The 26,341-nt window shown below is 61.6% G+C and carries 26 protein-coding genes and 1 tRNA gene; 11 read left to right on the top strand and 16 right to left on the bottom strand.

Annotated elements, in window-relative coordinates; translation table 11 throughout:
- Positions 1-34 precede the first annotated feature (34 nt).
- The 3 genes from rpsA to aroA form a co-directional block, all read right to left on the bottom strand.
- Complete coding sequence (gene rpsA, locus AC1RO0_RS29285; protein ID WP_007690343.1) at positions 35-1,738, bottom strand: 30S ribosomal protein S1; 1,704 nt, start codon at positions 1,736-1,738, stop codon at positions 35-37.
- A gap of 180 nt (positions 1,739-1,918) precedes the next feature.
- Positions 1,919-2,563 (bottom strand): (d)CMP kinase, encoded by a 645-nt coding sequence (gene cmk / locus AC1RO0_RS29280; RefSeq protein WP_498596042.1) that lies wholly within the window; start codon positions 2,561-2,563, stop codon positions 1,919-1,921.
- Positions 2,560-3,924, bottom strand: a complete 1,365-nt coding sequence (gene aroA, locus AC1RO0_RS29275) for a 3-phosphoshikimate 1-carboxyvinyltransferase (RefSeq protein ID WP_498596041.1) — start codon at positions 3,922-3,924, stop codon at positions 2,560-2,562. The genes cmk and aroA overlap by 4 nt, the downstream gene beginning before the upstream one ends.
- Before the next feature lie 272 nt (positions 3,925-4,196).
- On the opposite strand from aroA, the gene AC1RO0_RS29270 reads away from it, so the two are divergent.
- From AC1RO0_RS29270 to AC1RO0_RS29250, 5 genes are all read left to right on the top strand, one after another.
- A complete protein-coding gene (locus tag AC1RO0_RS29270) occupies positions 4,197-4,577 on the top strand; it encodes a TIGR02300 family protein (protein WP_007690334.1) in 381 nt (126 codons plus the stop codon).
- A 153-nt stretch (positions 4,578-4,730) separates the two neighbouring features.
- A tRNA-Ala gene (locus AC1RO0_RS29265) sits at positions 4,731-4,806 on the top strand.
- A 194-nt stretch (positions 4,807-5,000) separates the two neighbouring features.
- Complete coding sequence (locus tag AC1RO0_RS29260; protein WP_498596040.1) at positions 5,001-5,240, top strand: GIY-YIG nuclease family protein; 240 nt, start codon at positions 5,001-5,003, stop codon at positions 5,238-5,240.
- A gap of 109 nt (positions 5,241-5,349) precedes the next feature.
- Positions 5,350-6,072, top strand: coding sequence for a YoaK family protein (locus AC1RO0_RS29255; protein WP_498596039.1), 723 nt, complete (start codon positions 5,350-5,352; stop codon positions 6,070-6,072).
- Between the two features lie 95 nt (positions 6,073-6,167).
- Positions 6,168-6,959 (top strand): YdcF family protein, encoded by a 792-nt coding sequence (locus AC1RO0_RS29250; protein ID WP_498596038.1) that lies wholly within the window; start codon positions 6,168-6,170, stop codon positions 6,957-6,959.
- 77 nt (positions 6,960-7,036) lie between these two features.
- On the opposite strand, the gene AC1RO0_RS29245 is transcribed toward AC1RO0_RS29250, so the two are convergent.
- Complete coding sequence (locus AC1RO0_RS29245) at positions 7,037-7,513, bottom strand: hypothetical protein (RefSeq protein ID WP_498596037.1); 477 nt, start codon at positions 7,511-7,513, stop codon at positions 7,037-7,039.
- Between the two features lie 142 nt (positions 7,514-7,655).
- Between AC1RO0_RS29245 and AC1RO0_RS29240 the strand changes: the two genes are divergently transcribed.
- On the top strand, positions 7,656-8,291 hold the full coding sequence (locus AC1RO0_RS29240; RefSeq protein ID WP_498596036.1) for a trimeric intracellular cation channel family protein: 636 nt from the start codon (positions 7,656-7,658) through the stop codon (positions 8,289-8,291).
- Positions 8,292-8,304: 13 nt separating this feature from the next.
- On the opposite strand, the gene irrA is transcribed toward AC1RO0_RS29240, so the two are convergent.
- On the bottom strand, positions 8,305-8,724 hold the full coding sequence (irrA, locus tag AC1RO0_RS29235) for an iron response transcriptional regulator IrrA (protein ID WP_007690323.1): 420 nt from the start codon (positions 8,722-8,724) through the stop codon (positions 8,305-8,307).
- Positions 8,725-9,019: 295 nt separating this feature from the next.
- Here irrA and fabA point away from each other — a divergent pair, with 295 nt between their 5' ends.
- The 4 genes from fabA to AC1RO0_RS29215 are packed head-to-tail and all read left to right on the top strand — an operon-like array spanning position 9,020 to position 12,259.
- The gene (fabA, locus tag AC1RO0_RS29230) at positions 9,020-9,535 is read left to right on the top strand and encodes a 3-hydroxyacyl-[acyl-carrier-protein] dehydratase FabA (RefSeq protein WP_007690321.1); all 516 of its coding nucleotides are present in this window, start codon (positions 9,020-9,022) and stop codon (positions 9,533-9,535) included.
- 53 nt (positions 9,536-9,588) lie between these two features.
- The gene (gene fabB, locus AC1RO0_RS29225) at positions 9,589-10,812 is read left to right on the top strand and encodes a beta-ketoacyl-ACP synthase I (protein WP_498596035.1); all 1,224 of its coding nucleotides are present in this window, start codon (positions 9,589-9,591) and stop codon (positions 10,810-10,812) included.
- Positions 10,813-10,816: 4 nt separating this feature from the next.
- The gene (gene fabI, locus AC1RO0_RS29220; protein WP_498596034.1) at positions 10,817-11,623 is read left to right on the top strand and encodes an enoyl-ACP reductase FabI; all 807 of its coding nucleotides are present in this window, start codon (positions 10,817-10,819) and stop codon (positions 11,621-11,623) included.
- Positions 11,624-11,677: 54 nt separating this feature from the next.
- Entirely contained in the window at positions 11,678-12,259 is a 582-nt protein-coding gene (locus AC1RO0_RS29215) for a GNAT family N-acetyltransferase (RefSeq protein ID WP_498596033.1), read from the top strand.
- Positions 12,260-12,311: 52 nt separating this feature from the next.
- Here AC1RO0_RS29215 and AC1RO0_RS29210 read toward each other — a convergent pair whose 3' ends face one another.
- The 11 genes from AC1RO0_RS29210 to recR form a co-directional block, all read right to left on the bottom strand.
- Positions 12,312-13,328 carry a class I SAM-dependent methyltransferase gene (locus AC1RO0_RS29210; RefSeq protein WP_498596032.1) on the bottom strand — a complete coding sequence of 339 codons (1,017 nt, stop codon included), beginning with the start codon at positions 13,326-13,328 and terminating at the stop codon, positions 12,312-12,314.
- 82 nt (positions 13,329-13,410) lie between these two features.
- Entirely contained in the window at positions 13,411-15,543 is a 2,133-nt protein-coding gene (gene pnp, locus AC1RO0_RS29205; RefSeq protein ID WP_498596031.1) for a polyribonucleotide nucleotidyltransferase, read from the bottom strand.
- A 382-nt stretch (positions 15,544-15,925) separates the two neighbouring features.
- Positions 15,926-16,195: a 30S ribosomal protein S15 gene (gene rpsO / locus AC1RO0_RS29200; RefSeq protein ID WP_007690305.1), complete on the bottom strand. Its 270-nt coding sequence runs from the start codon at positions 16,193-16,195 to the stop codon at positions 15,926-15,928.
- 172 nt (positions 16,196-16,367) lie between these two features.
- Entirely contained in the window at positions 16,368-17,300 is a 933-nt protein-coding gene (truB, locus tag AC1RO0_RS29195) for a tRNA pseudouridine(55) synthase TruB (protein ID WP_034516916.1), read from the bottom strand.
- Between the two features lie 12 nt (positions 17,301-17,312).
- Complete coding sequence (rbfA, locus tag AC1RO0_RS29190; protein ID WP_007690299.1) at positions 17,313-17,732, bottom strand: 30S ribosome-binding factor RbfA; 420 nt, start codon at positions 17,730-17,732, stop codon at positions 17,313-17,315.
- 75 nt (positions 17,733-17,807) lie between these two features.
- Positions 17,808-20,534, bottom strand: coding sequence for a translation initiation factor IF-2 (gene infB, locus AC1RO0_RS29185; protein ID WP_498596030.1), 2,727 nt, complete (start codon positions 20,532-20,534; stop codon positions 17,808-17,810).
- A gap of 101 nt (positions 20,535-20,635) precedes the next feature.
- Entirely contained in the window at positions 20,636-21,325 is a 690-nt protein-coding gene (locus AC1RO0_RS29180) for an RNA-binding protein (protein WP_498596029.1), read from the bottom strand.
- Entirely contained in the window at positions 21,322-22,926 is a 1,605-nt protein-coding gene (nusA, locus tag AC1RO0_RS29175) for a transcription termination factor NusA (RefSeq protein ID WP_498596028.1), read from the bottom strand. The genes AC1RO0_RS29180 and nusA overlap by 4 nt, the downstream gene beginning before the upstream one ends.
- A gap of 60 nt (positions 22,927-22,986) precedes the next feature.
- A complete protein-coding gene (gene rimP / locus AC1RO0_RS29170; protein ID WP_007690292.1) occupies positions 22,987-23,592 on the bottom strand; it encodes a ribosome maturation factor RimP in 606 nt (201 codons plus the stop codon).
- Between the two features lie 160 nt (positions 23,593-23,752).
- A complete protein-coding gene (locus AC1RO0_RS29165) occupies positions 23,753-25,009 on the bottom strand; it encodes a lytic murein transglycosylase (RefSeq protein ID WP_498596027.1) in 1,257 nt (418 codons plus the stop codon).
- Positions 25,010-25,023: 14 nt separating this feature from the next.
- A complete protein-coding gene (gene recR, locus AC1RO0_RS29160; protein ID WP_498596026.1) occupies positions 25,024-25,629 on the bottom strand; it encodes a recombination mediator RecR in 606 nt (201 codons plus the stop codon).
- A 57-nt stretch (positions 25,630-25,686) separates the two neighbouring features.
- Here recR and AC1RO0_RS29155 point away from each other — a divergent pair, with 57 nt between their 5' ends.
- Positions 25,687-26,313: an MOSC domain-containing protein gene (locus AC1RO0_RS29155; protein ID WP_498596025.1), complete on the top strand. Its 627-nt coding sequence runs from the start codon at positions 25,687-25,689 to the stop codon at positions 26,311-26,313.
- Positions 26,314-26,341 lie beyond the last annotated feature (28 nt).

Genomic DNA, 26,341 nt, shown 5'->3' with positions numbered 1-26,341 from the left:
GCGGGTTTTCTATTTCTATCAGGCTTGCCGAGGATTATTCGGCGCCGCGGTTCTTCAGAGCCGCGCCCAGGATGTCGCCGAGCGAAGCGCCGGAGTCGGACGAACCGAACTGAGCAACTGCTTCCTTCTCTTCCGCGATTTCCAGAGCCTTGATGGACAGCATGATCTTGCGGTCCTTCTTGGAGAAGTTGGTGACGCGAGCGTCGACAACCTGACCGACCGAGAAACGCTCCGGACGCTGTTCGTCACGGTCACGCGACAGATCGGCGCGGCGGATGAACGAGGTGATGTCGTCGTGGCTGACGAGCTTCACTTCGATGCCGCCGTCGTTGACTGCGATAACTTCGCAGGAAACGACTGCATTCTTGCGCAGGTCGCCAGAAGCAGCGGCTTCGCCGACTGCATCCTTGCCGAGCTGCTTGATGCCGAGCGAGATGCGTTCCTTGTCGACATCGACGTCGAGAACGACGGCCTTGACGACATCACCCTTGTTGAACTCCTCGATGACCTGTTCGCCCGGACGGTTCCAGTCGAGGTCGGAGAGGTGCACCATGCCGTCAACGTCGCCGTCGAGGCCGATGAACAGGCCGAATTCGGTCTTGTTCTTGACTTCGCCTTCGACTTCAGTGCCGGCCGGATGGTTGCGGGCGAATGCAGCCCACGGATTTTCGAGCGTCTGCTTCAGGCCAAGCGAGATACGGCGCTTGGTCGGATCGACTTCGAGAACGACCACTTCGACTTCCTGGCTCGTGGACAGGATCTTGCCGGGGTGTACGTTCTTCTTGGTCCAGGACATTTCCGAGATGTGGATCAGGCCTTCGATGCCCGGCTCCAGCTCGACGAACGCACCGTAGTCGGTGATGTTCGTAACGGTACCGGAAATCTTCTTGCCTTCCGGATACTTGGCCTGGATGCCATCCCACGGATCGCTCTCGAGCTGCTTCATGCCGAGCGAGATACGGTGGGTTTCCTGGTTGATGCGGATGATCTGTACCTTGACCTGCTGGCCGATGGACAGGATTTCCGACGGATGGTTCACACGGCGCCATGCCATGTCGGTGACGTGCAGCAGGCCGTCGATGCCGCCGAGGTCAACGAACGCACCGTAATCGGTGATGTTCTTGACGACGCCGTCAACAACCTGGCCTTCTTCGAGGTTCTGAACGATTTCAGAACGCTGCTCGGCACGGGATTCTTCCAGAACCGTACGGCGGGAAACCACGATGTTGCCGCGGCGCTTGTCCATCTTGAGGATTTCGAAGGGCTGCGGGTTGTGCATCAGCGGGGTCACGTCGCGGATCGGACGGATGTCGACCTGCGAGCGCGGCAGGAAGGCGATAGCGCCGTCGAGATCGACGGTGAAGCCGCCCTTGACCTGGTTGAAGATGACGCCTTCAACGCGTTCGCCAGCTTCGAACTTGGCTTCAAGCTTGATCCAGCTTTCTTCGCGGCGAGCCTTTTCGCGCGACAGAACGGCTTCGCCCAGCGCGTTTTCGATACGCTCGACGTAGACTTCGACTTCATCGCCAACCTTGAGCGTGCCGTCCTTGGCGCGTGCACCGAATTCCTTCAGTGCGATGCGGCCTTCGACCTTGAGGCCGACGTCGACAACGGCGACATCCTTCTCGATGCCGGTGACGATGCCCTTGGTGACATAGCCTTCGGCCAGGTCGTTCTTGGCAAAGGACTCTTCGAGAAGAGCTGCGAAATCTTCGCGAGAGGGGGTAGCTACAGACATAAAATCTCCTGGCGTGTCCTTATTATGCATTTTGGACACTGATGCGCCGGTGGTTTGTGTTGAACAGGCCTGCATCCAGTCCGCCTTCCCTTTGGGAAAGCTATCCGGCGCTTGGACGGAATGTCAGGCTTCTAAAAATCGGCGGCTTCGTGCGCAAGGCACGCGAAAGCCGCTCGCATGTTAGGCATTTCGGCTCAGAGCAGCGTCGATGATCGACTTTGCCGCCTGAAACGCCGCTTCTATACTCATTTCCGAGGTATCAAGCAAGTGCGCGTCTTCCGCCGGCCGCAAGGGGCTGTCGGTCCGGCCCATATCGCGCTCGTCGCGGCGTTTCACGTCCTCGAAAATCGCCTGATAATCGGCGCTGCCGCCGGCATCGGTAATTTCGTCGTAACGCCGCTTCGCACGGACCTCGGCCGAGGCCGTGACATAGATTTTCACCGGCGCATCCGGGCGGATGACGGTGCCGATGTCGCGCCCGTCGAGAACCGTGCCCGGCTCTTTGCGTGAAAAGGCGCGCTGCGCCTCGACCAGTACCCGGCGCACCGCCGGCATGACGGCGACCTTCGACGCCGCCTCGCCGATCTCATGTTTCGAGAGCACGGCTCGGTCGAGCCCGCCAAGGTCGACCTTGCGCGCCATCGCCTCCGCCATGGCCTCGTCATCGAGGGGCAGACCGGCGTCGAGGAGCGCCTTGGCGGTCGCTCGATAGATCAGGCCGGTATCGAGATGGTGGAAACCATACTGGTCGGCAATCCGGCGCGACAAGGTTCCCTTGCCGGCCGCGGCCGGTCCGTCGATGGCGATCGTAAACGGTGTCGTCACGGAGATATGCTTCCTTCCACGTCCATATCGGCGCCAAGTTTCGCCATCAGATCGAAAAACTCCGGAAAGCTGGTGGCGATCATCGCGCTGTCGTCGACCCTGACCGGATGCTCCGAAGCGAGCCCCATCACCAGGAAACTCATGGCGATGCGGTGGTCGAGATGGGTCTTGACCTCGCCTCCGGCATTGCCGAGACCTTTCCCATCCGGCCGGCCCCGCACAGTTAGCGAAGCCTCGCCTTCCGTGCAATCGGCGCCGTTGAGCGTCAGTCCCTCGGCAACCGCAGAGAGACGGTCGGATTCCTTGACGCGCAATTCCTCCAGGCCAAGCATGACCGTCGTGCCCTCGGCAAAGGCGGCGGCAACCGCGAGCACCGGATATTCGTCGATCATCGACGGCGCCCGTTCAGCCGGCACCGTGACGCCCTTGAGCGCCGAGGACCGCACGCGCAGATCGGCGACATCCTCGCCGCCGGCAAGGCGCTTGTCGAGGATTTCGATATCGGCGCCCATCTCCTGCAGCGTCAGGATCAGGCCGGTGCGGGTCGGGTTCATCAGCACGTTGCGGATGGTGATGTCGGATCCGGGAACGATCAGTGCCGCGACCAGCGGAAAGGCAGTCGAGGAGGGGTCGCCGGGAACGTCGATGGTCTGGCCGGAGAGCTTGCCCTGACCCTGAAGGCGGATGATGCGGACGCCATCGCGACCGGTCTCGACCGAAAGTTCGGCGCCGAAGCCGGCCAGCATCTTTTCCGTATGATCGCGGGTCATGACCGGCTCGATGACGGTGGTGATCCCCGGCGCATTGAGGCCGGCGAGCAGCACGGCGGATTTCACCTGTGCCGAGGCCATCGGCACGCGGTAGGTGATCGGATTGGCGGTCTCCGGCCCGTGCAGCGTCACCGGCAGCCGGTCGCCGTCGCTCGATTTGACCTGCACGCCCATCTGCCGGAGCAGATCGAGGATGCGGCCCATTGGCCGTTTGGTGAGCGAGGCATCGCCGATGAAGGTGGATTCGAAATGATAGACGCCGACAAGGCCCATGGTCAGGCGGCTGCCGGTGCCGGCATTGCCGAAGTCGAGCGGGGCTTGCGGGGCCAGCAGCGCGCCGTTGCCGACGCCCCTGATGATCCATTCGCCGCCGATCTTCTCGATTTTGGCGCCCATGGCCTGCATGGCCTTGCCGGTGTTGAGCACATCCTCGCCCTCGAGCAGGCCGCTGATGCGGGTCTCGCCGGAGGCCAGGCCCCCGAACATGAAGGCGCGGTGCGAAATGGATTTGTCGCCGGGAACGCGGATGGTGCCGGAAAGATTGGTCGAGCGGCGCGCTGTCGCGGGCCGCGAATGAGTGTCGTGCGGCATGGGCAATTCCTTTGCGATGCCGTTATTTACGCCGCATTATCGCTGACTTCGGTCCGGTTGCGCCAGCTGCCCTGCGGTTCACGCGGGCTCGATATCACAGAGATGTTGCCGGGTCATCCCGGTATGCGGGGAAAACCCATCTTACCGTATATAAAGTTTGGCTTTGACAGGGCCTGCGGTAACGATTAAGGGGACCGGCTGATAATTTCCCTTAAAAGGCCGGCTTTCCCGGCTTGCCGAATATTGATTCGGCCATTCATGAGGCTTTGACAGTGGCGAAAGCGGAACTTGGAACAAAACGTACCGATCCGGACAACGGCAAGAAATTCTATGATCTGAACCGGGACCCGGTCGTCTCGCCCTATACCGGCAAGTCCTGGCCCCTGTCCTACTTCGAGGAAACCTCCGCTGCCAAGGAGGTTCCGGAAGAAGAGGAAGTGGCTGAAGTCGATACCGAAAACACCGAAGTCGAGCTGGTCTCGCTGGAGGACGCCGATGAGGCGGTTGCCGGCGACGAGATCCCGGATATCGGCGATGACGATGTCGAAATCGGCGACGATGACGACGACACCTTCCTCGAAGCCGACGAAGACGAAGATGATGACGACATGAGCGACATCATCGGCGTCACCGGCGACGACGACGACGTTTGATTTGCGGACAGTCGGCCCGGTAAAACAAGAAAAGTTTTCCGGGCCGAAAATTTCGGCTTGCTATCTGTAAAAACCAGAAGTAATAAGCCGCCACCCCGACGGGCGAAACGCTTCGAAGGGACCCAGGGCCGGTTCAACCGGCACCATCTTGATGGGGCTATAGCTCAGCTGGGAGAGCGCTTGCATGGCATGCAAGAGGTCAGCGGTTCGATCCCGCTTAGCTCCACCAGCCTTCGCTCTGCGAGCTTCGGCTCGGCAAGCCCGGAGGGCTTGATGGGCTGAAGGCGAGAAGGCAGCGAAGGCTGCCGCGCTGAAGTTGCGAAGCAACGTAAGCGGGCTTTCTCCAGTCGACGTGAGCTCTTCTCTCATTTTTGAATGTATCTACGGTTGCATGCTTACTCAGGCGCACTATCATGTCTCCACATGAAGTATGTCTACATTCTCACGAGCACAGAGCTCCCCGACCATCACTATGTCGGGGTGACGGGCGACCTGAAAGCTCGCTTGGCAAAGCATAATGCCAAGGAGGTCCCGCATACCTCAAAATATGCCCCATGGTTGCTCAAGACCTACATCGCTTTTTCCGATGAGGCGCAGGCCTTCGTATTCGGGAAGTATCTGAAATCCGGTTCAGGGCGGGCCTTCGCGAAGAAGAGGCTGTAGCCTGTCTTCATTCTCCACCACCACCGGCTTACTCGCCCCGATCAAGCCCTCCGCATCCCACCCACTTCATGCTAGCCTCCGTCTTCCCACCAACTCACCCGATTCGGCCATGACCAGACAGCGTCGCCGTCGCCTCATCAAGACCCGTCGTACGGTGACGGGGTTTCTTCTCGTCGCCTCGATTTCTTTTATCGCCGGGATGACCGATGCGGTGGGGTTGATGCTGACCGGGAACTTCGTGTCCTTCATGACCGGCAATACGACGCGCGCGGCGATTGCGCTTGGGACGGGGGATTTTAGCCATGCGGCGGTGCTGTTTGCGGCGATCGTCACCTTTATCGGCGGCAATGCGCTGGGGATTGTCGTTGCCCATGCCGCCGACCGGCGGGCCTTTGTCGTGTTGGCCTGCGTCAGCATCCTGCTGGCGCTGGCAGCCGGTTTTGAGGCACCGTCGCTGATCCTCGTGCAGTTCTATCTGGTCGTGCTGGCCATGGGCATGGTCAATGCCACGGTCGAGCATATCGAGGGCCTGCCGATTGGGCTGACCTATGTCACCGGCGCGCTGTCGCGCTTCGGGCGCGGGATCGGCCGCTTTATCCTCGGCGACCGCGATTTCGTCTGGACGGTGCAGATCGTGCCCTGGAGCGGCATGATTATCGGCGCCATCCTCGGCGCGCTTCTGGCCGGTGCCTTTGGCTCGCATGCGCTCTGGCTGGTGTCGATGATCGCGCTTGCCCTCGCATTCACAACGCTTTTCATCCCGCGACCGCTGCAGCGCCGGTTCAACCAGCGCCTGATGGTGACGGCGTCGATGGCGAAGAGATCGAAATAGCCACATTGCAGTGCACAAAAATCTGCTAGGAAAAGACGAATCGTTTTCCGCCAACGCCCATTGGAGCTTCGGCTCGACAAGCGCGAGGATACTTCTTGTTCGTTTTTTCCAAACTTGTCTGGATTTTGGGTCAGCCGCTGTCCCTGGCTTTTTTCTTCGGCGTGCTGGCCTTCGTCAGCGTCCTCTTGCGCCGGCGCGGGATCGCGCTCGCCTCGTCGCTGCTGTCGATCCTGATCCTGTTCGTGGCGCTTTATACGACGGCTGGCGCCTATGTCGTCCAGGGGTTGGAGGAGCGCTTTCCGCATGTCGCGGCCGATCCGGCGGATCTGAAATGCATGATCGTTCTCGGCGGCGCCACGCAGAACCAGGTGACGACGGTGCGCGGCGGCTATGAGCTCGATTCGGCCGGCGACCGCCTGATCGAGGCCCTGCGGTTGGCGCAGAAATACCCGCAGGCGCGCATCGTCGTCTCCGGCGGCGATGGCTCGATTGGCGGCGATTACGAGGGCGATGCTGTCATCTCCGAGCGCTTCTTCACGGCGCTCGGCATCGGCAGGGACCGCCTGGTCGAGGACAAGACCTCGCGCACCACCTTCGAGAATGCCGTCAATACCAAGGAGCTGTTGGCGCAGAACGGCCTGTCCGGCTGCCTGCTGATTACCTCCGGCTTCCACATGCCGCGCTCCATGGGCATCTTCCGCAAGCAGGGCATCGATGTCGTGCCCTGGCCCGTGGATTACCGCAGCACCGGCAAGGAGATGCTCGGCCTCGATTTCACCCAGCCGTCGCTGAATGCGCAGCTGCTGTCGACTGGTGTACGCGAATGGATCGGCCTCGTCGGCTACTACGCCGTCGGCCGTACCTCGGCGTTTTATCCTGGACCGTAACTACGTGTCTGGATCGTAACGACGTGTCAGGCTGTAGTTGCTGATTTCGATCATCACTACGTGTTTGGTCGTAGCCTCTATTTTTTCGAGACAGTGACGAACTTGACGCCGCGGACACGGACGGTGATCTCGCAGGGGTCGCCATCGGTGCGGTCGCAGAAGCGTGGGTGCATCTTCATGACCAGCACCATGTTGCCGAAGCGCTGGATGAAATCGTAGCCGTAGATCCGCGCCGTCGCGACGAGGATATAGCCGCCCTCAACGACATGGACGTAGAAATTATAGGGGCAGCCCTCGTCGGTGCAGTCGGGGCCTTTTTCGCCCTTGCAGGTGATCTCGCCCTCGTTGACGACGATGTCCATCAGTCTGTCGTTGTTGAAATCCCGCTCGGTGGCAAAGCCGTCGCCGAAGCTTGCCTGGCCCTCGCAGCGTTTGGTGAAGTGATCCCTCTCATAGGCCACCGGGTCCTGCAGCAGCGATTGTTGCGCTTGCGCCGCGACGGGCATGATGACGAGTGCGACGAGATTGAGGATCACGATCAGCAGGGATTTCAACGGGGTTTCCTCTCCAAAGCACGGCACGGCCGCTGGGGTTGTCGCGTCCGCTTCGGCATCTTTACACCTGCCTGCTTGCGCGGCCCTTGCCACCGTGATTCACTCCATCAAAATCGCCGCCGGCATTCTGTTGGAGTTCCCGATGTCGCTTCTCTCGTTTCTTGACTATGCCGGCGTCGCCCTTTTCGCGGCGACCGGCGCGCTGGCGGCCTCGCGCAAGCAGCTTGATTTGATCGGCTTTCTGTTCTTTGCGGCGGTCACCGGCATCGGCGGCGGCACGCTCAGGGATATCATTCTCGGTCGCCTGCCGGTCTTCTGGGTGCTGAACCCGACCTATATCATCATCTGCGCCCTGGTCGGCGTGCTGGTCTTCTTCACCGCGCATCTGTTCGAATCGCGCTATCGGCTGCTGATCTGGCTCGATGCGATCGGCCTGTCGGCCTATTGCGTCATGGGGGCTGCCAAGGGCATGGCGGCGACGGGCTCGCCGACGGTTGCCATCGTCACCGGTGCGCTGACGGCGACCTTCGGCGGCATCCTGCGCGATCTGCTCGCAAACGAGCCCTCGGTGCTGCTACGACCGGAAATCTACGTCACCGCCGCCCTCGTCGGCGCCGGCGTCTTCACCGCCGCCAACGCGACGATGATGCCGCTCTATGCTTCGGCGGGGCTCGGCGTTGCCGCCGCCTTTGCCGTGCGCGGCGGCGCGCTCTGGTTCGGCTGGACCTTCCCGACCTATCATCATAGGCCCGGCCGGCATCCCGACGATGTGATGTGAGCTAACTTATGACTTACCGCTGCTTGCGGCGCAGGCGGATGACGACGTCGACATGGGCGATTTCCATGCCCACCGGTGGCTCCGGCAGGTTTGCGATCGTCAGATTGCTGATCGGAATATCCAGCACTTCATTGTGGCCTTCGACGAAAAAGTGGTGGTGGTCGGAGACGTTGGTGTCGAAATAGGTCTTGGCGCTTTCGACGGCCAGCACGCGAATGAGGCCGGCCTCGGTGAACTGATGCAGCGTGTTGTAGACGGTGGCAAGCGAGACGGGAACGCCGGCGGTGACGGCTTCCTCGTGAAGTTCCTCGACGGTCAGGTGGCGGTCGCCCTTGGCAAAAAGCAGATCGCCGAGCGCTATGCGCTGTCGGGTCGGCCTCAGGCCGGCGTTGCGCAGCCTGGTTTCGATCGCGATTTCGGCTTCTTCCGCCATTCAGGGAGCTCCGGATTCCTGATCTCTGTAATTCTTGATTAAGCCATATAACTTTTGCACGGATTGCTTTCAATAGTTTCGATGGGGTGGGAAGGCTATCAATCGCCGGAAAAATAGGGCTCTTGCCGCATTTGCCACTGGCAGCAGCCCTAGCGTTCCTGTATGCGACGACCACATATAGCGAAGTGCGGCCATCGGGCGGCGAAATGGGCGTGTCATGCTTACGCTTCATTTTCCCTCGATCTTGCACTAAAGCTTCACATCCACGGCATCCATGCGGGGGAACGGAATTTTTATGACGACGAGACAATCCAGCTTCAACTATGAGGAAATCCTGTCCTGCGGCCGCGGCGAATTGTTCGGCCCTGGCAATGCGCAGCTTCCCCTGCCACCGATGCTGATGGTCCATCGCATTACAGATATCTCCGAAACCGGTGGTGCCTTCGACAAGGGCTACATCCGCGCCGAATATGACGTGCGCCCCGACGACTGGTATTTTCCCTGCCATTTTGCCGGCAATCCGATCATGCCGGGCTGCCTCGGCCTTGATGGCATGTGGCAGCTGACCGGCTTCTTCCTTGGCTGGCTCGGCGAGCCCGGCCGTGGCATGGCGCTATCCACCGGCGAAGTGAAATTCAAGGGCATGGTTCGTCCCGACACGAAGCTCCTCGAATACGGCATCGACTTCAAGCGCGTCATGCGCGGCCGCCTCGTCCTCGGTACTGCCGACGGTTACTTGAAGGCTGATGGCGAAGTTATTTATCAGGCATCGGACCTGCGCGTCGGCCTGTCAAAGGACAAGGCTGCCTGAACCGCGGCCCTGCCGCCTCCACAAAGACAGACGTTTTAGAAAAGGTCATTGACATGAGACGGGTTGTTGTCACGGGTCTGGGTATCGTTTCATCCATTGGGAACGATGCGCAGGAAGTTACCGCGTCGTTGCGCGAAGCCAAGTCCGGTATCTCGTTTTCGAACGATTTCGCCGAACATGGTTTCAAGTGCCAGGTCTGGGGCTCGCCCAAGATCGACACGACCGATCTGGTGGACCGCCGCGCCATGCGCTTCCTGTCGCAGGGTGGTGCCTGGAACCATGTCGCCATGAAGCAGGCGCTTGCCGATAGCGGCCTCGAAGAGAGCGATATCTCCAACGAGCGCACCGGCATCATCATGGGCTCTGGCGGCCCGTCGACACGCACGCTGATCGAAGCTGCCGACATCACCCGCAAGAACAACAGCCCGAAGCGCGTCGGCCCCTTCGCCGTGCCGAAGGCGATGTCGTCGACGGCCTCGGCGACGCTCGCCACCTGGTTCAAGATCTACGGGGTCAACTATTCCATCTCGTCGGCATGCTCGACCTCGGCGCATTGCATCGGCAACGCCGCCGAAATGATCCAGTGGGGCAAGCAGGATGTGATGTTCGCCGGCGGCCACGAGGATCTCGACTGGACCATGTCGAACCTCTTCGACGCCATGGGCGCCATGTCTTCCAAGTTCAACGAGGATCACCCGGAAACTGCCTCGCGCGCCTATGATGCCAGCCGTGACGGCTTCGTCATCGCCGGCGGCGCCGGTGTGCTGGTGCTCGAGGAACTGGAGCACGCCAAGGCGCGCGGCGCCAAGATCTATGCCGAGATCGTCGGCTACGGCGCCACCTCCGACGGTTACGACATGGTCGCTCCGTCGGGCGAGGGCGCGGTGCGCTGCATGCGCCAGGCGCTCGCCACCGTGAAGGGCGATGTCGACTACATCAACACCCACGGCACCTCGACCCCGGTCGGCGACAGCAAGGAAATCGGCGCTATTCGCGAAGTTTTCGGAACCAAGATCCCGCCGATCCAGTCGACCAAGTCGCTGACGGGCCATTCGCTCGGCGCTGCCGGCGTCCAGGAATCGATCTACTCGATCCTGATGATGCAGGAACGCTTCATCGGCGAAAGCGCCCATATCACCGAACTCGACCCGGAATTCGAAGGCGTGCCGGTCGTGCGCAAGCGCATCGACAATGCCAAGATCGACATCGCTCTTTCGAATTCCTTCGGTTTCGGCGGCACCAATGCCACGCTCGTATTCCAGCGCTACAACGGATAAAGCAATGACGGGAATCATGCAGGGTAAGCGCGGCCTCATCATGGGCGTCGCAAACAATCATTCGATTGCCTGGGGCATTTCGAAGGCGCTGGCGGCCCAAGGCGCGGAACTGGCATTCACCTTCCAGGGCGAAGCGCTCGGCAAGCGCGTCAAGCCGCTGGCGGCTGAAGTCGGCTCGGATTTCCTTCTGCCTTGCGACGTCGAGGATCTGGCCTCCGTCGATGCCGTCTTCGACGAGATCAAGGCGCGCTGGGGCAAGCTGGACTTCATCGTCCACGCCATCGGTTTTTCCGACAAGAACGAGCTGAAGGGCCTCTACGCCAACACCACGCGCGACAATTTCACCCGCACGATGGTGATTTCCTGTTTCTCCTTCACCGAGATCGCCAAGCGCGCCGCCGAGCTGATGACGGAAGGCGGCAGCATGCTAACGCTGACCTATAACGGCTCGACGCGGGTCATCCCGAACTACAACGTCATGGGCGTCGCCAAGGCGGCTCTGGAAGCCTCCGTGCGCTATCTCGCCGCCGATTACGGCCCGCGCGACATCCGCGTCAACGCCATCTCCGCCGGCCCGATCCGCACACTCGCCGGCGCCGGCATTTCCGACGCCCGCGCCATCCTGTCGTGGAACCAGCGCAACGCACCGCTGCGCAAGTCGGTCACCATCGATCAGGTCGGCTCTTCGTCGCTCTATCTCCTGTCGGATCTGTCCGCAGGCGTTACCGGCGAAATCCATTTTGTCGACGCCGGCTACAACATCACCTCGATGCCGACGCTGGAAACGCTGTCGAGCGCCGACAGCGAGTAAATCGCAATTGGATACCCCTCGCGGCCAAGTGCCGTGAGGGGTAATCATCCTCGGATGATCCCGCCGGGCTTCCCGATGACGTTCACGAACGCCGAACCCTTCGCATCCACCGAACGTCTCATCCTTCGCGGCTTCCTGCCTGAGGATTTTGAGGCCTACAGCGCTTATCGCTCCCTGCCTGCTATCTACCGTTTCCTCTACCGCGACCCGCCGTCGGCAGAGGCGTTGCGGGAGCGTTTCGATGCCAGCTTGAATTCATGTCTCTCGGACGATGGCAGTTCCTTGCGCTGGGCGGTGCTTCGGCGAGAGGATGGTGCCCTGTTGGGTGATGTCAGCCTGAAGCTTACGAGCAAGGCCGCGCTCCAGGCCGAGGTCGGTTATATCTTCAATCCGGCCTATGCCGGCAAAGGCTATGCGACCGAGGCGGTGCGGACCGTCATCGATCTGGGCTTCGGCACATTCGGCCTTCATCGGATATTTGCCCGCCTGGACGCGCAAAACACCGCTTCCGTCGGCGTCGTCGAACGGCTCGGCCTGCGCCGGGAGGCGCATCTGATCGAGAACGGCTGCTTTAATGGCGTCTGGGGCGATGAATATATCTATGCGGTTTTGAGCCGCGAATGGGCGAGTAAATAAGGCGCGTAGCGGACGTCCACCCGCTACGCTGCCAGCAGAAATTCGTTCCCGCTTACTTCTTCGCCCACAGCACCTTGAAGCGCGCATTGCGGCAGGTCTCGCCGCTTTCCTTGAAGTTCTCGGTCAGCACCGGCTCATAGGGCAGGCCGCGATTGGCGACCAGCATCAGGCGGCCGCCGCTGCGCAGCGCCGAGGATGCGGTCTTGATCATCGCTTGGCCGAGTGAAGGCTCGGCGGCGTGGCCTTCGTGGAAGGGCGGGTTCATGATGATCAGGTCGTACTTGTCCTTGACCGGCTCGCCGGCCAGATCGTGCCAGAAGAAGCGCTGGGCGACCTTCGGGCAGTTTGCAAGGAGATTGGCCCTCGCGGCCTCCAGCGCGTCGTAGTGGGCCTCGTAGAGGTCAATACGCGCGATCCGTGGCGACTTGGTCGCCAGCTCCACCGAGAGATAGCCCCAGCCGGCGCCGAAGTCGGCGGCGTCGCCGGAAAAATCGGTCGGCAGGCGCGAAGCAAGCAGCTCCGAGCCGGCGTCGATGCGGTCATGCGAGAACATGCCAGCCGTCGTGGTGAAGCGGCCGTCGACACGCGTGGCGGGCTTCACCAGCTGTGCGGTCGGCGCACTGATATCGGCCGGGCGCGCGAACCAGAAGGCGACGCCGTGATATTTCGGCATATGGTTGACCTCGAGGCCGAAGCCTTCGACGCGCTTGCGCAGCGGCTGGATGCCGTCTTCCTTGCCGCCGGCAACGACGATCAACCCGCCGGCCTTCACGCGCGATAGCGCCGTGGCGATAGCGGCCTCGTTCTCGCCCTTGTGCTTGGTGCAGAGCACCAGCGCGCCGTCATAATCCTTGCCCTCGATCTCCGGCGTCACCTCGACCCGCTGCGCCTGCAGCTGGCGGTAGAAGGGCCGGAAGCCCTGGACGGCGGAAAGTTCCGCTGCAAAGTCGGCTGGCAGGGAGAAGCCCGCTTCCGCGCCGAGAAACAGGATGCGCTCGCCTTCGCCAGGCGTGACGACGGTGCCGGAGGCAAAGGGATGGAACAGGGTCTTCAGGGCGTCGCGGCTCATGGGCGTGATCTCGTGCGGTCAGCGGATAGAAAAAGGGCGCGGAAACGAATTCCGCGCCCCGGAACTTAAGTGAAGGCGCAGCTTATTCGGCCGCGTCGTCCTTCTTGGCGGCGAGTTCCTGGCCGGTTGCCTGGTCGACAACCTTCATGGACAGGCGGACCTTGCCGCGCTCGTCGAAGCCGAGCAGCTTGACCCAGACCTTGTCGCCTTCCTTGACGACGTCCTGGGTCTTGGCAACGCGCTCGGAAGCGAGCTGCGAGATATGCACGAGGCCGTCGCGGGCGCCGAAGAAGTTGACGAAAGCGCCGAAGTCGGCGGTCTTGACAACAGTGCCTTCGTAGATCTGGCCGACTTCCGGCTCAGCAACGATCGAATGGATCCACTTGCGGGCCGCTTCGATTTCCTTGCCGGAGGACGAGGCGATCTTGACGGTGCCGTCGTCTTCGATGTTGATCTTGGCGCCGGTCTTTTCGACGATTTCGCGGATGACCTTGCCGCCGGAGCCGATGACTTCACGGATCTTGTCGACCGGGATGTTCATGACTTCGATGCGCGGTGCGAATTCGCCGAGCTGGCCACGGCTTTCGGAGATGGCCTTGGCCATTTCGCCGAGGATGTGCAGACGGCCGCCCTTGGCCTGGTTCAGGGCGACATTCATGATCTCTTCGGTGATACCTTCGATCTTGATGTCCATCTGCAGGGCAGTGATGCCGCCGTCGGTGCCGGCAACCTTGAAGTCCATGTCGCCGAGATGATCTTCGTCACCCAGGATGTCGGAGAGAACGGCGAAGCGTTCGTCTTCCTTGATCAGGCCCATGGCGATACCGGCAACCGGCTTTGCGAGCGGTACGCCGGCATCCATCAGCGCCAGCGAGGTGCCGCAGACGGTTGCCATCGAGGACGAGCCATTGGACTCGGTGATTTCGGATACGACGCGCAGCGTGTAGGGGAACTGTTCCGCCGTCGGCAGCATCGGGCGAACAGCGCGCCATGCGAGCTTGCCATGGCCGATTTCGCGGCGGCCCGGGGAGCCCATGCGGCCGGTTTCGCCGACAGAGTAGGGCGGGAAGTTGTAATGCAGAAGGAAGCGTTCCTTGTACATGCCGGTCAGGCTGTCGACATACTGCTCGTCTTCGCCGGTGCCGAGCGTGGCAACGACGATCGCCTGCGTTTCACCGCGGGTGAACAGCGACGAACCGTGCGTGCGCGGCAGGACGCCGACTTCCGAGACGATCGGGCGAACGGTCGACAGGTCACGGCCGTCGATGCGGCCCTTGGTGTCGAGAATGTTCCAACGAACGATCTTGGCCTGCAGGTGCTTGAAGACGGCGCCGATGACTTCGGCGGAATACTTGGGCTCGACGCCTTCCGGGAAGAAGTGTGCCTTGACCTTCGCCTTGACGGCGTCGACGGCAGCGTAGCGCTCAGCCTTCTGCGTGTTGAGGTAGGCAGCGCGCAGTTCGGTTTCGGCGATCGACAGCATTTCGGCTTCGAGAGCGGAATGATCTTCCGGCTGGAAGTCGCGGGGCTCCTTGGCGGCAACTTCGGCGAGCTTGATGATCGCGTCGATGACCGGCTGGAAACCGCGATGACCGAACATGACCGCGCCGAGCATGACGTCTTCGGAGAGTTCCTTGGCTTCGGATTCAACCATCAGCACGGCTTCCTGCGTGCCGGCGACGACGAGGTCGAGGCTCGATTCGTCCATCTCGTCGAGATGCGGGTTGAGCACGTATTCGCCGTTGATGTAGCCGACGCGGGCGCCGCCGATCGGGCCCATGAACGGAACGCCCGACAGCGTCAGGGCAGCCGAAGTGGCAACCATCGACAGGATGTCCGGATCGTTTTCCAGGTCATGCTGGATAACGGTGACGACGACCTGGGTGTCGTTCTTGTAGCCTTCCGGGAAGAGCGGGCGGATCGGGCGGTCGATCAGGCGGGAAACCAGGGTTTCCTTTTCGCTCGGACGACCTTCGCGCTTGAAGTAGCCGCCGGGAATCTTGCCGGCTGCATAGGTCTTTTCCTGGTAGTTGACGGTGAGCGGGAAGAAGTCCTGGCCCGGCTTCGGCGACTTGGCCGAAACGACGGTGGCAAGAACCACGGTCTCGCCGTAGGTCGCCATGACGGCGCCATCGGCCTGGCGGGCGATCTTGCCGGTTTCGAGCTTCAGCGGGCGGCCTGCCCACTCGATTTCGACGGTATGGATATCGAACATATCTTGTCCTTGCGTGATGCGGGAAAAGGCGCCGTCGCCGGGGGTCGGCAAGGCGCATCTTCAACCGCACGAATGTGACGCATCACGGGCAAGACAACGAGAGGCTTTCAAGGATCGGCCGAAGCTTGCGGCTTCGGCTGAAAGCATCCGGCAATCCTGCCCCATGACAGGTCAACGGTTGTTGTTGGCAGCACCGGCCCATCCGGGCTGCCGGGTCTGTTTTATCTGGCGCAAACGGAGCGCGCCGCACAAACAGGTCTTCCATTGTACCACGATCTCGTCCGAAAATTGCTTCGCATTCTTCGAGATCATGTTCGGGCGGAGCAGGTATGCCCCAAAAGCATCCGGCGGACGTTCAGGTGAACGCCCGCCGGAAAATTCATTAGCGACGGATGCCGAGGCTACCGATCAGCTTGGAATAGCGGCCTTCATCCTTCTTCTTGAGGTAGTCAAGAAGCGAACGGCGGCTGGAGACCATGGTCAGGAGGCCACGACGGGAGTGGTTGTCCTTCTTGTGGTCCTTGAAATGGTCCGTGAGGTTGTTGATGCGCTCGGTCAGGATAGCAACCTGGACTTCCGGAGAACCGGTATCGCCTTCGACGGTGGCGTATTCCTTGATCAGCGCAGCTTTGCGCTCAGCAGTAATCGACATCGGATGGTCCTTTCTATGAGGAGGAAATAAGTCGCCAAACGCCGGGATGTCGTCCAGCATTGGCCGCGAATGCAATCGAGCAGGCCCGATGCTGGCGCTGCCTATAGACCATTTGGGGTGCAAAGGGAAGAGGCGTTCGGGAACGCCTCTTCAGCAGCCCTTTTGGGGTAGATCAGCCAAAAACCCGCTTCGGGCGGAATTCGCCTTCGCCGATTTCGCCGATGGCGATCAGCTTGCCGCGCGCCGTGGCATAGGCCTCGGTTTCGGCAACCGGGGCATCGCGGCCGCGCACGAGAATGGGATTGCCCATCTTCAGGCGATGCGCCTGGTCGTCGTTGATGACCAGATGCGGTAGGGATGACAGCGCTTCGGCGGTGTCGATCAGCAGCGCGTCGAGGGCAGCGAGCCGCTCATCCGCGTCCTCGATCTCCTCGAGCGCCACGAGATCGGCGAGCGGCACCATGGCCTCCTCGGCGAAGGGAGCGACAAAGCTGCGGCGCAGGCCGGAAATATGGCCGTAGCAGCCGAGATCGCGGCCGAAATCACGCGCGAGCGCCCGCACATAGGTGCCCTTGCCGCATTCCACTTCGAAATGCGCCGTGTCGGCATCCGGGCAGGCGAGCAGCGTCAGGCGGAAAATCTCGACTTCGCGCGACGGGATTTCGACCGTTTCACCCTCGCGGGCGAGGTCGTAGGCACGCTCGCCGGCGATCTTGATCGCGGAAAACTGCGGCGGGATCTGGTTGATGACACCCGTATAGTTTGGCAGCAGCGCGCGGATCTCGTCTTCGCTTGGGCGCTTGTCCGAGGACTGCGTCACCTCGCCTTCAAGGTCGTCCGTGGCGCGTTCCTCGCCCCAGCTGACGGTGAATTCGTAAATCTTGCGGCCGTCCATGACGTAGGGAACGGTCTTAGTGGCGTCGCCGAGCGCGATCGGCAGCATGCCGGAGGCAAGCGGATCGAGCGTGCCGGCATGGCCCGCCTTTTGCGCCTTGAACAGCCATTTGATCTTGGAAACGGCCTCGGTCGAGCCGAAATCAACCGGCTTGTCGAGGATCAGCCAGCCCGAAATCGGGCGGCCCTTGGGCTTGCGTGGTTTGGACATTCTCTGTCTCTGTTATCGGTTTTCGTCGGTATCGGTGTCGTCGTCCTTGAGGTCGCGCTGGACCTCCGGCGAACGCAGCAGCGCATCGATCTTCTTGTAATTATCGAAGCTGGTATCGTCGCGGAAGCGGATTTCCGGCATGTATTTCATCTGCCGGAGATGCTGCCCGAGACGGCCACGGATGTATTTCGTGTGGCGATTGAGCGTATCGATGATGAGGTCGTGGTCGGCGACGCCGAGCGGCGTCACGAAAGCGGTGGCGATCTTCAGGTCCGGCGACATACGCACTTCGGAAATGGAGATCACGGTGCGTTCGATCAGGTCGTCGCGCACTTCGCCGCGCTGCAGGACCTGGGTGATCGCGGCACGCACCTGTTCACCGACGCGAAGCATGCGCTGCGAAGGCGCGGAAGTAGTTGGTCTTGTTGCCATTTGCTTTGGTCCCAAAAGATTCGGGCGCCGGACTGGATGTTCCGGCGCCCGTCCCATTGTTTCAACTTCGCGCTTTTACAGCGTGCGGGTGATATGCTCGACGCGGAAGCATTCGATCGTATCGCCGGCGCGGATGTCTTCGTAGTTCTCGAAGGCCATACCGCACTCCTGGCCCATGTTGACTTCCGAGACTTCGTCCTTGAAGCGCTTGAGCGTCTTGAGCTTGCCTTCGTGGATGACGACGTTGTCGCGCACCAGGCGGACGCCGACGCCACGCTCGACCTTGCCTTCGGTGACGCGGCAACCCGCGACCTTGCCGACCTTCGTGATGTTGAACACCTCGAGGATTTCGGCGTTGCCAAGGAAGGTTTCGCGACGTTCCGGAGAGAGCAGGCCCGACATAGCCGCCTTCACGTCATCCACCAGGTCGTAGATGATGTTGTAGTAGCGGATTTCGATGCCTTCACGCTCTGCGAGCGTACGAGCCTGCGAGTTGGCGCGGACGTTGAAGCCGATGATCGCCGCGTCGGATGCTCCGGCGAGCGAGATATCGGATTCGGTCACGCCGCCGACGCCGGAATGTACGATGCGGGCACGAACTTCGTCGGTGCCGAGTTTATCCAGCGCGCCGGCAATGGCTTCGATCGAGCCCTGTACGTCGCCCTTGATGACCAGCGGGAATTCCTTGGTGCCCGTGGTCTGCAGCGTCATCATCATCTGTTCCAGCGAACCGCGCTGGACGGACTGACGAGCAGCCGCCTTGTCGCGGGTCAGGCGCTGACGATATTCCGAGATTTCGCGGGCACGGCTTTCGTTTTCGACGACGGCGAACTTGTCGCCAGCCTGCGGTGCACCCGAAAGACCGAGAACCTCGACCGGGGTCGCTGGACCGGCTTCCTTTACATGCTCGCCCTTGTCGTTGACCAGAGCGCGCACGCGGCCCCACTGATCGCCGGCAACGACGATCTGGCCGGGACGCAACGTACCCTTCTGGATAAGGACGGTGGCAACAGAGCCACGGCCGCGATCGAGCTGGGCTTCGATGACGGTGCCTTCCGCGGTGCGGTTCGGATTGGCCTTGAGATCAAGGATTTCCGCCTGCAACAGGATGGCTTCGAGCAGCTTGTCGAGGTTGGTGCGGTTCTTCGCGGAAACTTCCACGTCGAGCACTTCACCGCCCATGGTTTCGACGAAGACTTCGTGCTGCAGCAGCTGATTGCGAACCTTCTGCGGATCGGCGGACGGCTTGTCGATCTTGTTGATCGCAACGATGATCGGAACGCCGGCAGCCTTGGCATGGTTGATCGATTCGATCGTCTGCGGCATCACGCTGTCGTCTGCGGCAACCACCAGAATGGCGATATCGGTCGCCTGGGCGCCACGGGCACGCATCGCCGTGAAGGCGGCGTGGCCGGGGGTGTCGATGAAGGTGATCTTGTGACCGTTCTGCTCGACCTGGTAGGCGCCGATATGCTGGGTGATGCCACCGGCTTCACCGGCCACCACGTTGGCGTGGCGGATGGCGTCGAGCAGCGAGGTCTTGCCGTGGTCGACGTGACCCATGATGGTGACGACCGGCGGACGGGAAACCAGTTCGCCGTCTTCGTCGCCAACATTGAAGATGCCGAGTTCGACGTCGGATTCCGAAACGCGCTTGACCGTGTGGCCAAATTCACCGGCGATGAGTTCGGCCAGATCGGCGTCGATGACGTCGCCCGGCTTCATCATCTGGCCTTCCTTCATCAGGAACTTGATGACGTCGACGGCACGTTCGGACATGCGCTGCGACAGTTCCTGGATGGTGATGGTTTCCGGCAGCACGACTTCACGCGTGATTTTCTCGCGCGTTTCCTGCATCTGGCTGCGGCGGAACTTTTCCTGGCGACGGCGCATGGCCGACAGCGAGCGACCACGGGCGCTGCCGTCTTCATCGACATTGGCGGTCGTGACCGTCAGCTTGCCGCGGCGGCGCTCTTCGTCCGTCTTCGGACGAGTGGTGACCGGCTTTGCCGGTTCCGGACGCACGACCTTGCCACGCGCGGGGGCGCCGCCACGCGGCGGGCCGCGATCGGTTTCTTCTTCATTGACCCGGCGGCGATTGGCCGGTGCTTCAGCGGCAGGAGCGCCTGGGCGCGCCGGCTGCGGAGCCGCATCCGGACGACGGGCAACAACTGGAGCCGCAGTCGCCTGGACTGCTGGCTTGGCTGCTTCCACCGGTTCAGGCGTTTCTACCTTGGGTTCGAGGGCACGAGCGGCCTCTTCCTCGGCGCGACGGGCAGCTTCAGCCTGCTCGACGATGCGGCGGGCGGCCTCTTCCTCAGCGCGGCGTGCTTCTTCCTCGGCGCGACGAACCGCGTCGGCGGCATCACGGATCTGGGCTTCGGCAAGCGCGCGGCGGCGTGCATCCATTTCGCCAGCCGACAGATGGTTCAGAACCACCGGGCGCGACGAACGTTCCTGCTGCGGGCGCTGCTGGTTGTTCTGGTTGGATTGCTGCGGCCGCTGCTGCTGGCCACCCGGCTGATGAATGCGCGGAGCCGGCTGCGGCGGGCGCGGCGGCTGCGGCGTCGGTTCTGCAACGCGCGTCACGGACGGCGCCGCGGCAGCGGTCGTCGTAGCAACGATCGGCTTTTCGTCTTCTGGGCGTAGCGGGCGGCGCTTGCGGGTTTCAACCACGACCGCCTTGGTGCGACCGCGGCCCATGTCCTGGCGCACGGTGCCCTGGTTCACGCCTGAAGGCTTCAGGGTGAGGGTCTTCTTACCCGATGCACTCAGCGTCTTGTCGTCTTGATTGTCGGTCATTCCGTTCCCGTTCCTTCGGACAGGGCTCGGAAACGTCCGTTAGACCCTGTCGTTCAATGCATGTACCTTAATGAGGCGTCCGGTATCGACCGGTGACCGCGTCATTGTTTTCGCCGGCCAGCGCCGCCCGTTGCCCGGGACTGACCGCCGTTGCGGTACCGTTCGAGCAGGTTTGCGCGCTTCACTACACCCTGACCCGCCCGCCCTGCAAGCGCTGCGGCATGGATAAAAGCGTTCTGGCCCATCAGTTCTTCCATTTCCGCCTCCGTGAAGACACGGAATGACGGTATTTCCTCTTCGGTCTCCATCCCGAGATGCCAGGCCTTTCTTGCCTGGTCGATCTTGCGAACGCCGTCGTCGGCGGCATTGATCGCATGGAACACGGCAAGTGCCGAACCGTTGCGAACGGAGCCATCAACCTTCGACGAGCCATTGACGAACTGGCTCGCTTTGCGCGCCATGTGCATCATCCCGGCAAGCTGCGCCACAAGAAGGCGGTCGACGGTGGCCCCGAGATCGCTCGGTGCCGTCACCTCCGCCTTCAGGGCGCGGGCAAACAATTTCTTCGCCACTGCCTTGTCCACCAGCGCCCGGTCGAGCTTGACCCAGCAGCCGCGTCCCGGCAGCTGCCGCTTCAGATCGGGAACGATGGTCCCGTCCGGAGCGGCCACGAAGCGGATCAGCTCATCCGGCGATCCGCTTTCGCGTGTTACGATGCACATGCGTCCGTTCACGTCACTCCCGAGATCGTCGTCCTCAGGTGGCGTATTCGGCTCAGTGGTGCTCGTCATGCTTCTTGCTCGGTCTCATCCTCCGCGACCTCTTCGGCCTCGGTGGCGAGATCGGCTTCGGTGATCCAGCCGGCCGACAGGCGAGCCTGTACGATCATCTGTTCGGCTTCGACGCGCGAGATTTCAAGCTTGGAGAACAGGCCTTCGAACTTCTTCGTCTCGCCGTTCTTGCGCTCGCTCCAGCCGACGAGATCGTCGGCGGCGCAGCCGGCGAAGTCCTCGATCGTCTTGATGCCGTCCTCACCGAGGGCGACCATCATCTGTGCGGTCATGCCGTTGATCTGACGCAGTTCGTCGGCAACGCCGAGCGCCTTGCGCTTCTCGTCCATTTCAGCTTCCAGGCGCTCCAGATATTCGCGGGCGCGCTGCTGGATTTCCTGGGCGGTCTCTTCGTCGAAACCGTCGATGGAAGCGATTTCGTCGAGTTCGACATAGGCCAGTTCCTCGACGGCGGCAAAGCCTTCCGAGGCCAGAACCTGGCCGACCATCTCGTCGACGTCGAGCGCGTCCATGAACAGGTTGGTGCGCTCGTTGAATTCCTTCTGACGGCGCTCAGACTCTTCCGCTTCCGTCATGATGTCGATGTCCCAGCCGGTCAGCTGCGAAGCGAGGCGGACGTTCTGGCCGCGGCGGCCGATGGCCAGCGACAGCTGTTCGTCCGGAACCACGACTTCGATGCGCTCGGCATCCTCATCGAGAACGACCTTGGAGACTTCCGCCGGCTGCAACGCGTTGACGACGAAGTTCGCCGGCTCGTTGGACCACGGAATGATGTCGATCTTTTCGCCTTGCAATTCGCCGACGACGGCCTGAACGCGCGAACCGCGCATACCGACGCAGGCACCGACCGGATCGATCGACGAGTCGTTCGAAATGACGGCGATCTTGGCGCGCGAGCCCGGGTCGCGGGCAACCGACTTCACCTGGATGATGCCGTCGTAGATTTCCGGCACTTCCATGGTGAAGAGCTTGACCATGAACTGCGGATGCGTGCGCGACAGGAAGATCTGCGGACCGCGCTGTTCGCGGCGCACGTCGTAAACGTAAGCGCGAACGCGGTCGCCATAGCGGAAGTTTTCGCGCGGGATCATTTCGTCGCGGCGGATGATGCCTTCGCCACGGCCGAGATCGACGATGACGTTGCCATATTCGACGCGCTTGACGGTGCCGTTGACGATTTCGCCGACGCGGTCCTTGAATTCGTCGAACTGACGGTCACGCTCGGCTTCGCGCACCTTCTGCACGATGACCTGCTTGGCCGACTGTGCGGCGATACGGCCGAAATCCATCGGCGGCAGCGGATCGGCGATGAAGTCGCCAAGGGCTGCATCCGGGTTGCGGTCGCGGGCCAGTTCCAGCGGGATCTGCGTGGAATAGTCCTCGGCCTTTTCGACAACTTCGAGCAGGCGCTGCAGACGGATTTCGCCGGTCTTCGGATTGATGTCGGCGCGGATGTTCGATTCCGTGCCGTAACGCGAGCGCGCGGCCTTCTGAATCGCGTCCGCCATCGCGGCAAGCACGATCTCGCGGTCGATGACCTTTTCGCGCGCCACTGCATCTGCAATCTGCAGAAGTTCTAGCCGGTTCGCACTGACTGCCATGTTTAGTCTCCGTCTTCCTGCCCTGGGGTTCCCGTCCCGTTAGGCGGTTCGTTGATCGGTTTATTCTTCTTCGTCCGCTTCGTTCTGGTTCGCAGCCTCGGCCTTGGCCTGCTTGTCGGCGCGCAAAGCATCGCGGATAAGATCGTCCGTCAGGATCAGCTTGGCCTCGGCCAGCGTGCTGAACGGAATGGTGACTTTCGGTTCTTCGCCATAAGCGACCTGATCGCGCTCGATCGTAAAACCATCGTCATTGACGTCGGTGATCTTGCCGCGGAACCGCTTGCGGTTATCCACCAGGATCGAGGTTTCGCACTTGACGATGTGGCCGTTCCAGCGGACGAAATCCGACTTGCGGACCATCGGGCGGTCGATGCCGGGCGAAGACACTTCCAGATGATACGCCTTATCGACCGGATCTTCCACATCCAGCACCGGCGAAATCGCTGTTGAGATCTCTTCGCAGCCCTGGACGTTCATGGAGCCGTCGTTGCGCTCAGCCATGACCTGCAATGTCAGGCCGTTCTGGTTCATGAGGCGAACACGCACCAGGCGATAGTCCATGCCGACGATCACGGGCTCGATGATGGCGGCGATGCGCTGGTCAAGGCCGGTTTCGACGATCAGCCGCGGTTCATTGATATTGTCTGCGTTTGTCACTTCCGACAAGCGTTCACTCCTGCAGGGTGCTGCAATTGGGAGATCGAGGTAATAAAAAAGAGCGGGTCCTTGCGGCCCACTCTTCATCACACGATCAAGAATTTGAAGCGGATATAATCCCGTTCCCGCCAAATTGCAAGGCATTCGCGCCCGAACCCCGCTCTGCCGCTTATTTCAGCACGCCGAGCATGGAGCTGTCGGGATAGCAGGTCGGCTTCATACCACTTTTTGCCTGCCACTGACCGATCGACCGCCTTGTCTTGTAACCCGGCAATCCGTCGGTGCCGCCGACGTCGTAGCCCTTACGCTCCAAAGTCTTCTGCATGCCGGCGACATCGGAGCGCAGCATCTTGCCGACATCGCCCCATTGGCCCTGGAAAGCGCCGGAGCCATAGGCGATGCGGTCGGCGAGATTGCCGATATAGAGACCGTAGAGGTCGGAATTGTTGTATTCCTTGATGGTGTAGAAATTCGGCGTGACGATGAATTCCGGTCCGTCGCGGCCGGCCGGCACCAGCATCATGCCACTGGCGCGCAGCTCATCGGAGGGAAACGACTTGCCGGCGATCCTGGCGATCCCGAGCGACGTCCATTGCGAAATCGGCTTGGCGAGATCCGGCCCTTCCTGCGCGCAGGAGACACTCTCCGGGATCGTCACTTCGTAACCCCAGCCACGGCCGCGCTGCCAGCCCTTCTGCACAAGATAGTTGGCGATGGAGGCAAGCGTATCCGGTACGGAGGTCCAGATGTTGCGATGGCCGTCGCCATCGAAATCGACGGCATATTTCAGATAGCTGGTCGGCATGAATTGCGGCTGGCCAAGCGCGCCGGCCCAGGATCCCATGAATTGATCAGGGGTGACGTCGCCATGCTCGAGAATTTGCAAGCCGGCAATCAGCTCTGTGCGGAACATGTCCTTGCGGGTCGACATGAAGGCCTTGGTCGCCAGCACCTGCACCGCCGAATTCGGCAGTTTTGCAGCCCCAAAGCCAGTCTCGCGGCCCCATATGGCAAGCAGGATCGGGCCGGGCACGCCATAGACCTTCTCGATCCGCTTCAGCGCCGGGGCGTATTGCGAGGCGAAGCTGCGCCCGGTCACCGCCAGCCTCTGCAGGCGCCCCTCGTTGAAATAGGGTGCGGGCGAGGAGAACTCCGCCTGGGTCTGCTTCTGCTCCTTGGGTTTCGGAAAGCCGGGCGGGGCGAGATCGGGCAGGCTCCAGTTCAGCGTCACGCCGGCAAAGGCGGCATGAAAGGTCTTTTCGGAAATGCCATCCTTTTTTGCCTCGGGCCAGAGATCCCTTTGGATCCAAGTCTGGAACTGGGCTTCGACATCGGCCTTGGAGGCGGCGAGGGCGGGGAGGGCTAGGAGGAGGATAAGGAGGCCCAGAATATGCCGTGAGATACCCCCCTTTGTTACTCTCCTCATATTTCGTCCCTCCCTCAAATCGCCGTCCGTGCTCGCAGCGCCGCCGTCAGCGTGCCCTCGTCGAGATAGTCGAGTTCGCCGCCGACGGGTACGCCGTGGGCCAATCGGGTGATCTTCACCTCAAGGCCGGCGAGCTGGTCTGTTATATAGTGTGCTGTGGTCTGTCCTTCGACGGTGGCGTTGACGGCGATGATGATTTCGCGGATGCCGCCTTCGCCGACGCGCTGAATCAGGCCGCGAATGTTGAGATCGTCGGGGCCGACGCCGTCGAGTGGGGAGAGAACGCCGCCGAGCACATGATAGGCGACGTTCATCGCGGCGGCGCGCTCGAGCGCCCAGAGGTCTGCGACATCCTCGACGACGATGATGACCGACTGGTCACGGCGGTCGTCGGTGCAGACGGTGCAGGGGTCGACGGTATCGACATTGCCGCAGCGCGAGCAGATTTTCACCTTGTCATAGGCCTCGCCCATGGCATGGGAGAGGGGACCGAGAAGCTGGTCCTTCTTCTTGATCAGGTGCAAGGCGGCGCGACGCGCCGAGCGCGGACCAAGGCCCGGCACCTTTGCCAGGAGCTGGATGAGTTTCTCGATTTCGGGGCCGGTGACTCGCTTTGCCATGGGAGGCTTTTAGCCCATATGCTTGCGGAACGGAATCGCCGAAGGGATGATCGCCCCATGAAAATTCTGGCCGTCTGCATCGGCGCCGCCGAAATCCTGCCCGGCAAGAAATACCGGACTGGTATCAACAAGCATGTGCTTGGCGGTGCCGTCATGATCGACGCCGAAGGTCTCATTGGCGACGCCATCTGCAATCGCAAGCATCACGGTGGATGCGACCAGGCCGTTTATGTCGAGGGATCCCTGACGCTGGACTGGTGGTCGCGCGAGCTGGGACGTCGGCTGGAGCCTGGCGCGTTCGGTGAAAATCTCGTCATCGACGGGCTGGACAATTGCGAGATCGCCGTCGGCGACAGATTCATAGCCGGCGATCTGGTTCTGGAAGTCACCTCGGCCCGCATTCCTTGCGCCACCTTCGCGGCAAAGATGGGCGATCCAAAATTCGTCAAACGTTATTTCCAGGCGCGTCGTCCCGGCATTTATTGCCGCGTCATGACGGCCGGAACAGTCGCCGCCGGAATGGCAGTGACCCATATCCCCTATGCGGGGGCCAGGGTCACCATGCCGGAGATGATCGCCACCCACGGCCAGCGATTGTCGCCGCAGGACCGGGCGCGCTATCTCTCCGCACCCATTCACCACAAGCTGCGGGCGATGCTCGAAAGCGAAGCCGTCGGTTCCTAGGCTTGCCGCACGGAGATCTCCGGCGGCA

This window comes from Rhizobium sp. GW821-FHT14E12, from assembly GCF_058803745.1.
Note: the sequence above shows the minus strand (reverse complement) of the source record. Positions and strands in the feature narration are given on the sequence as shown.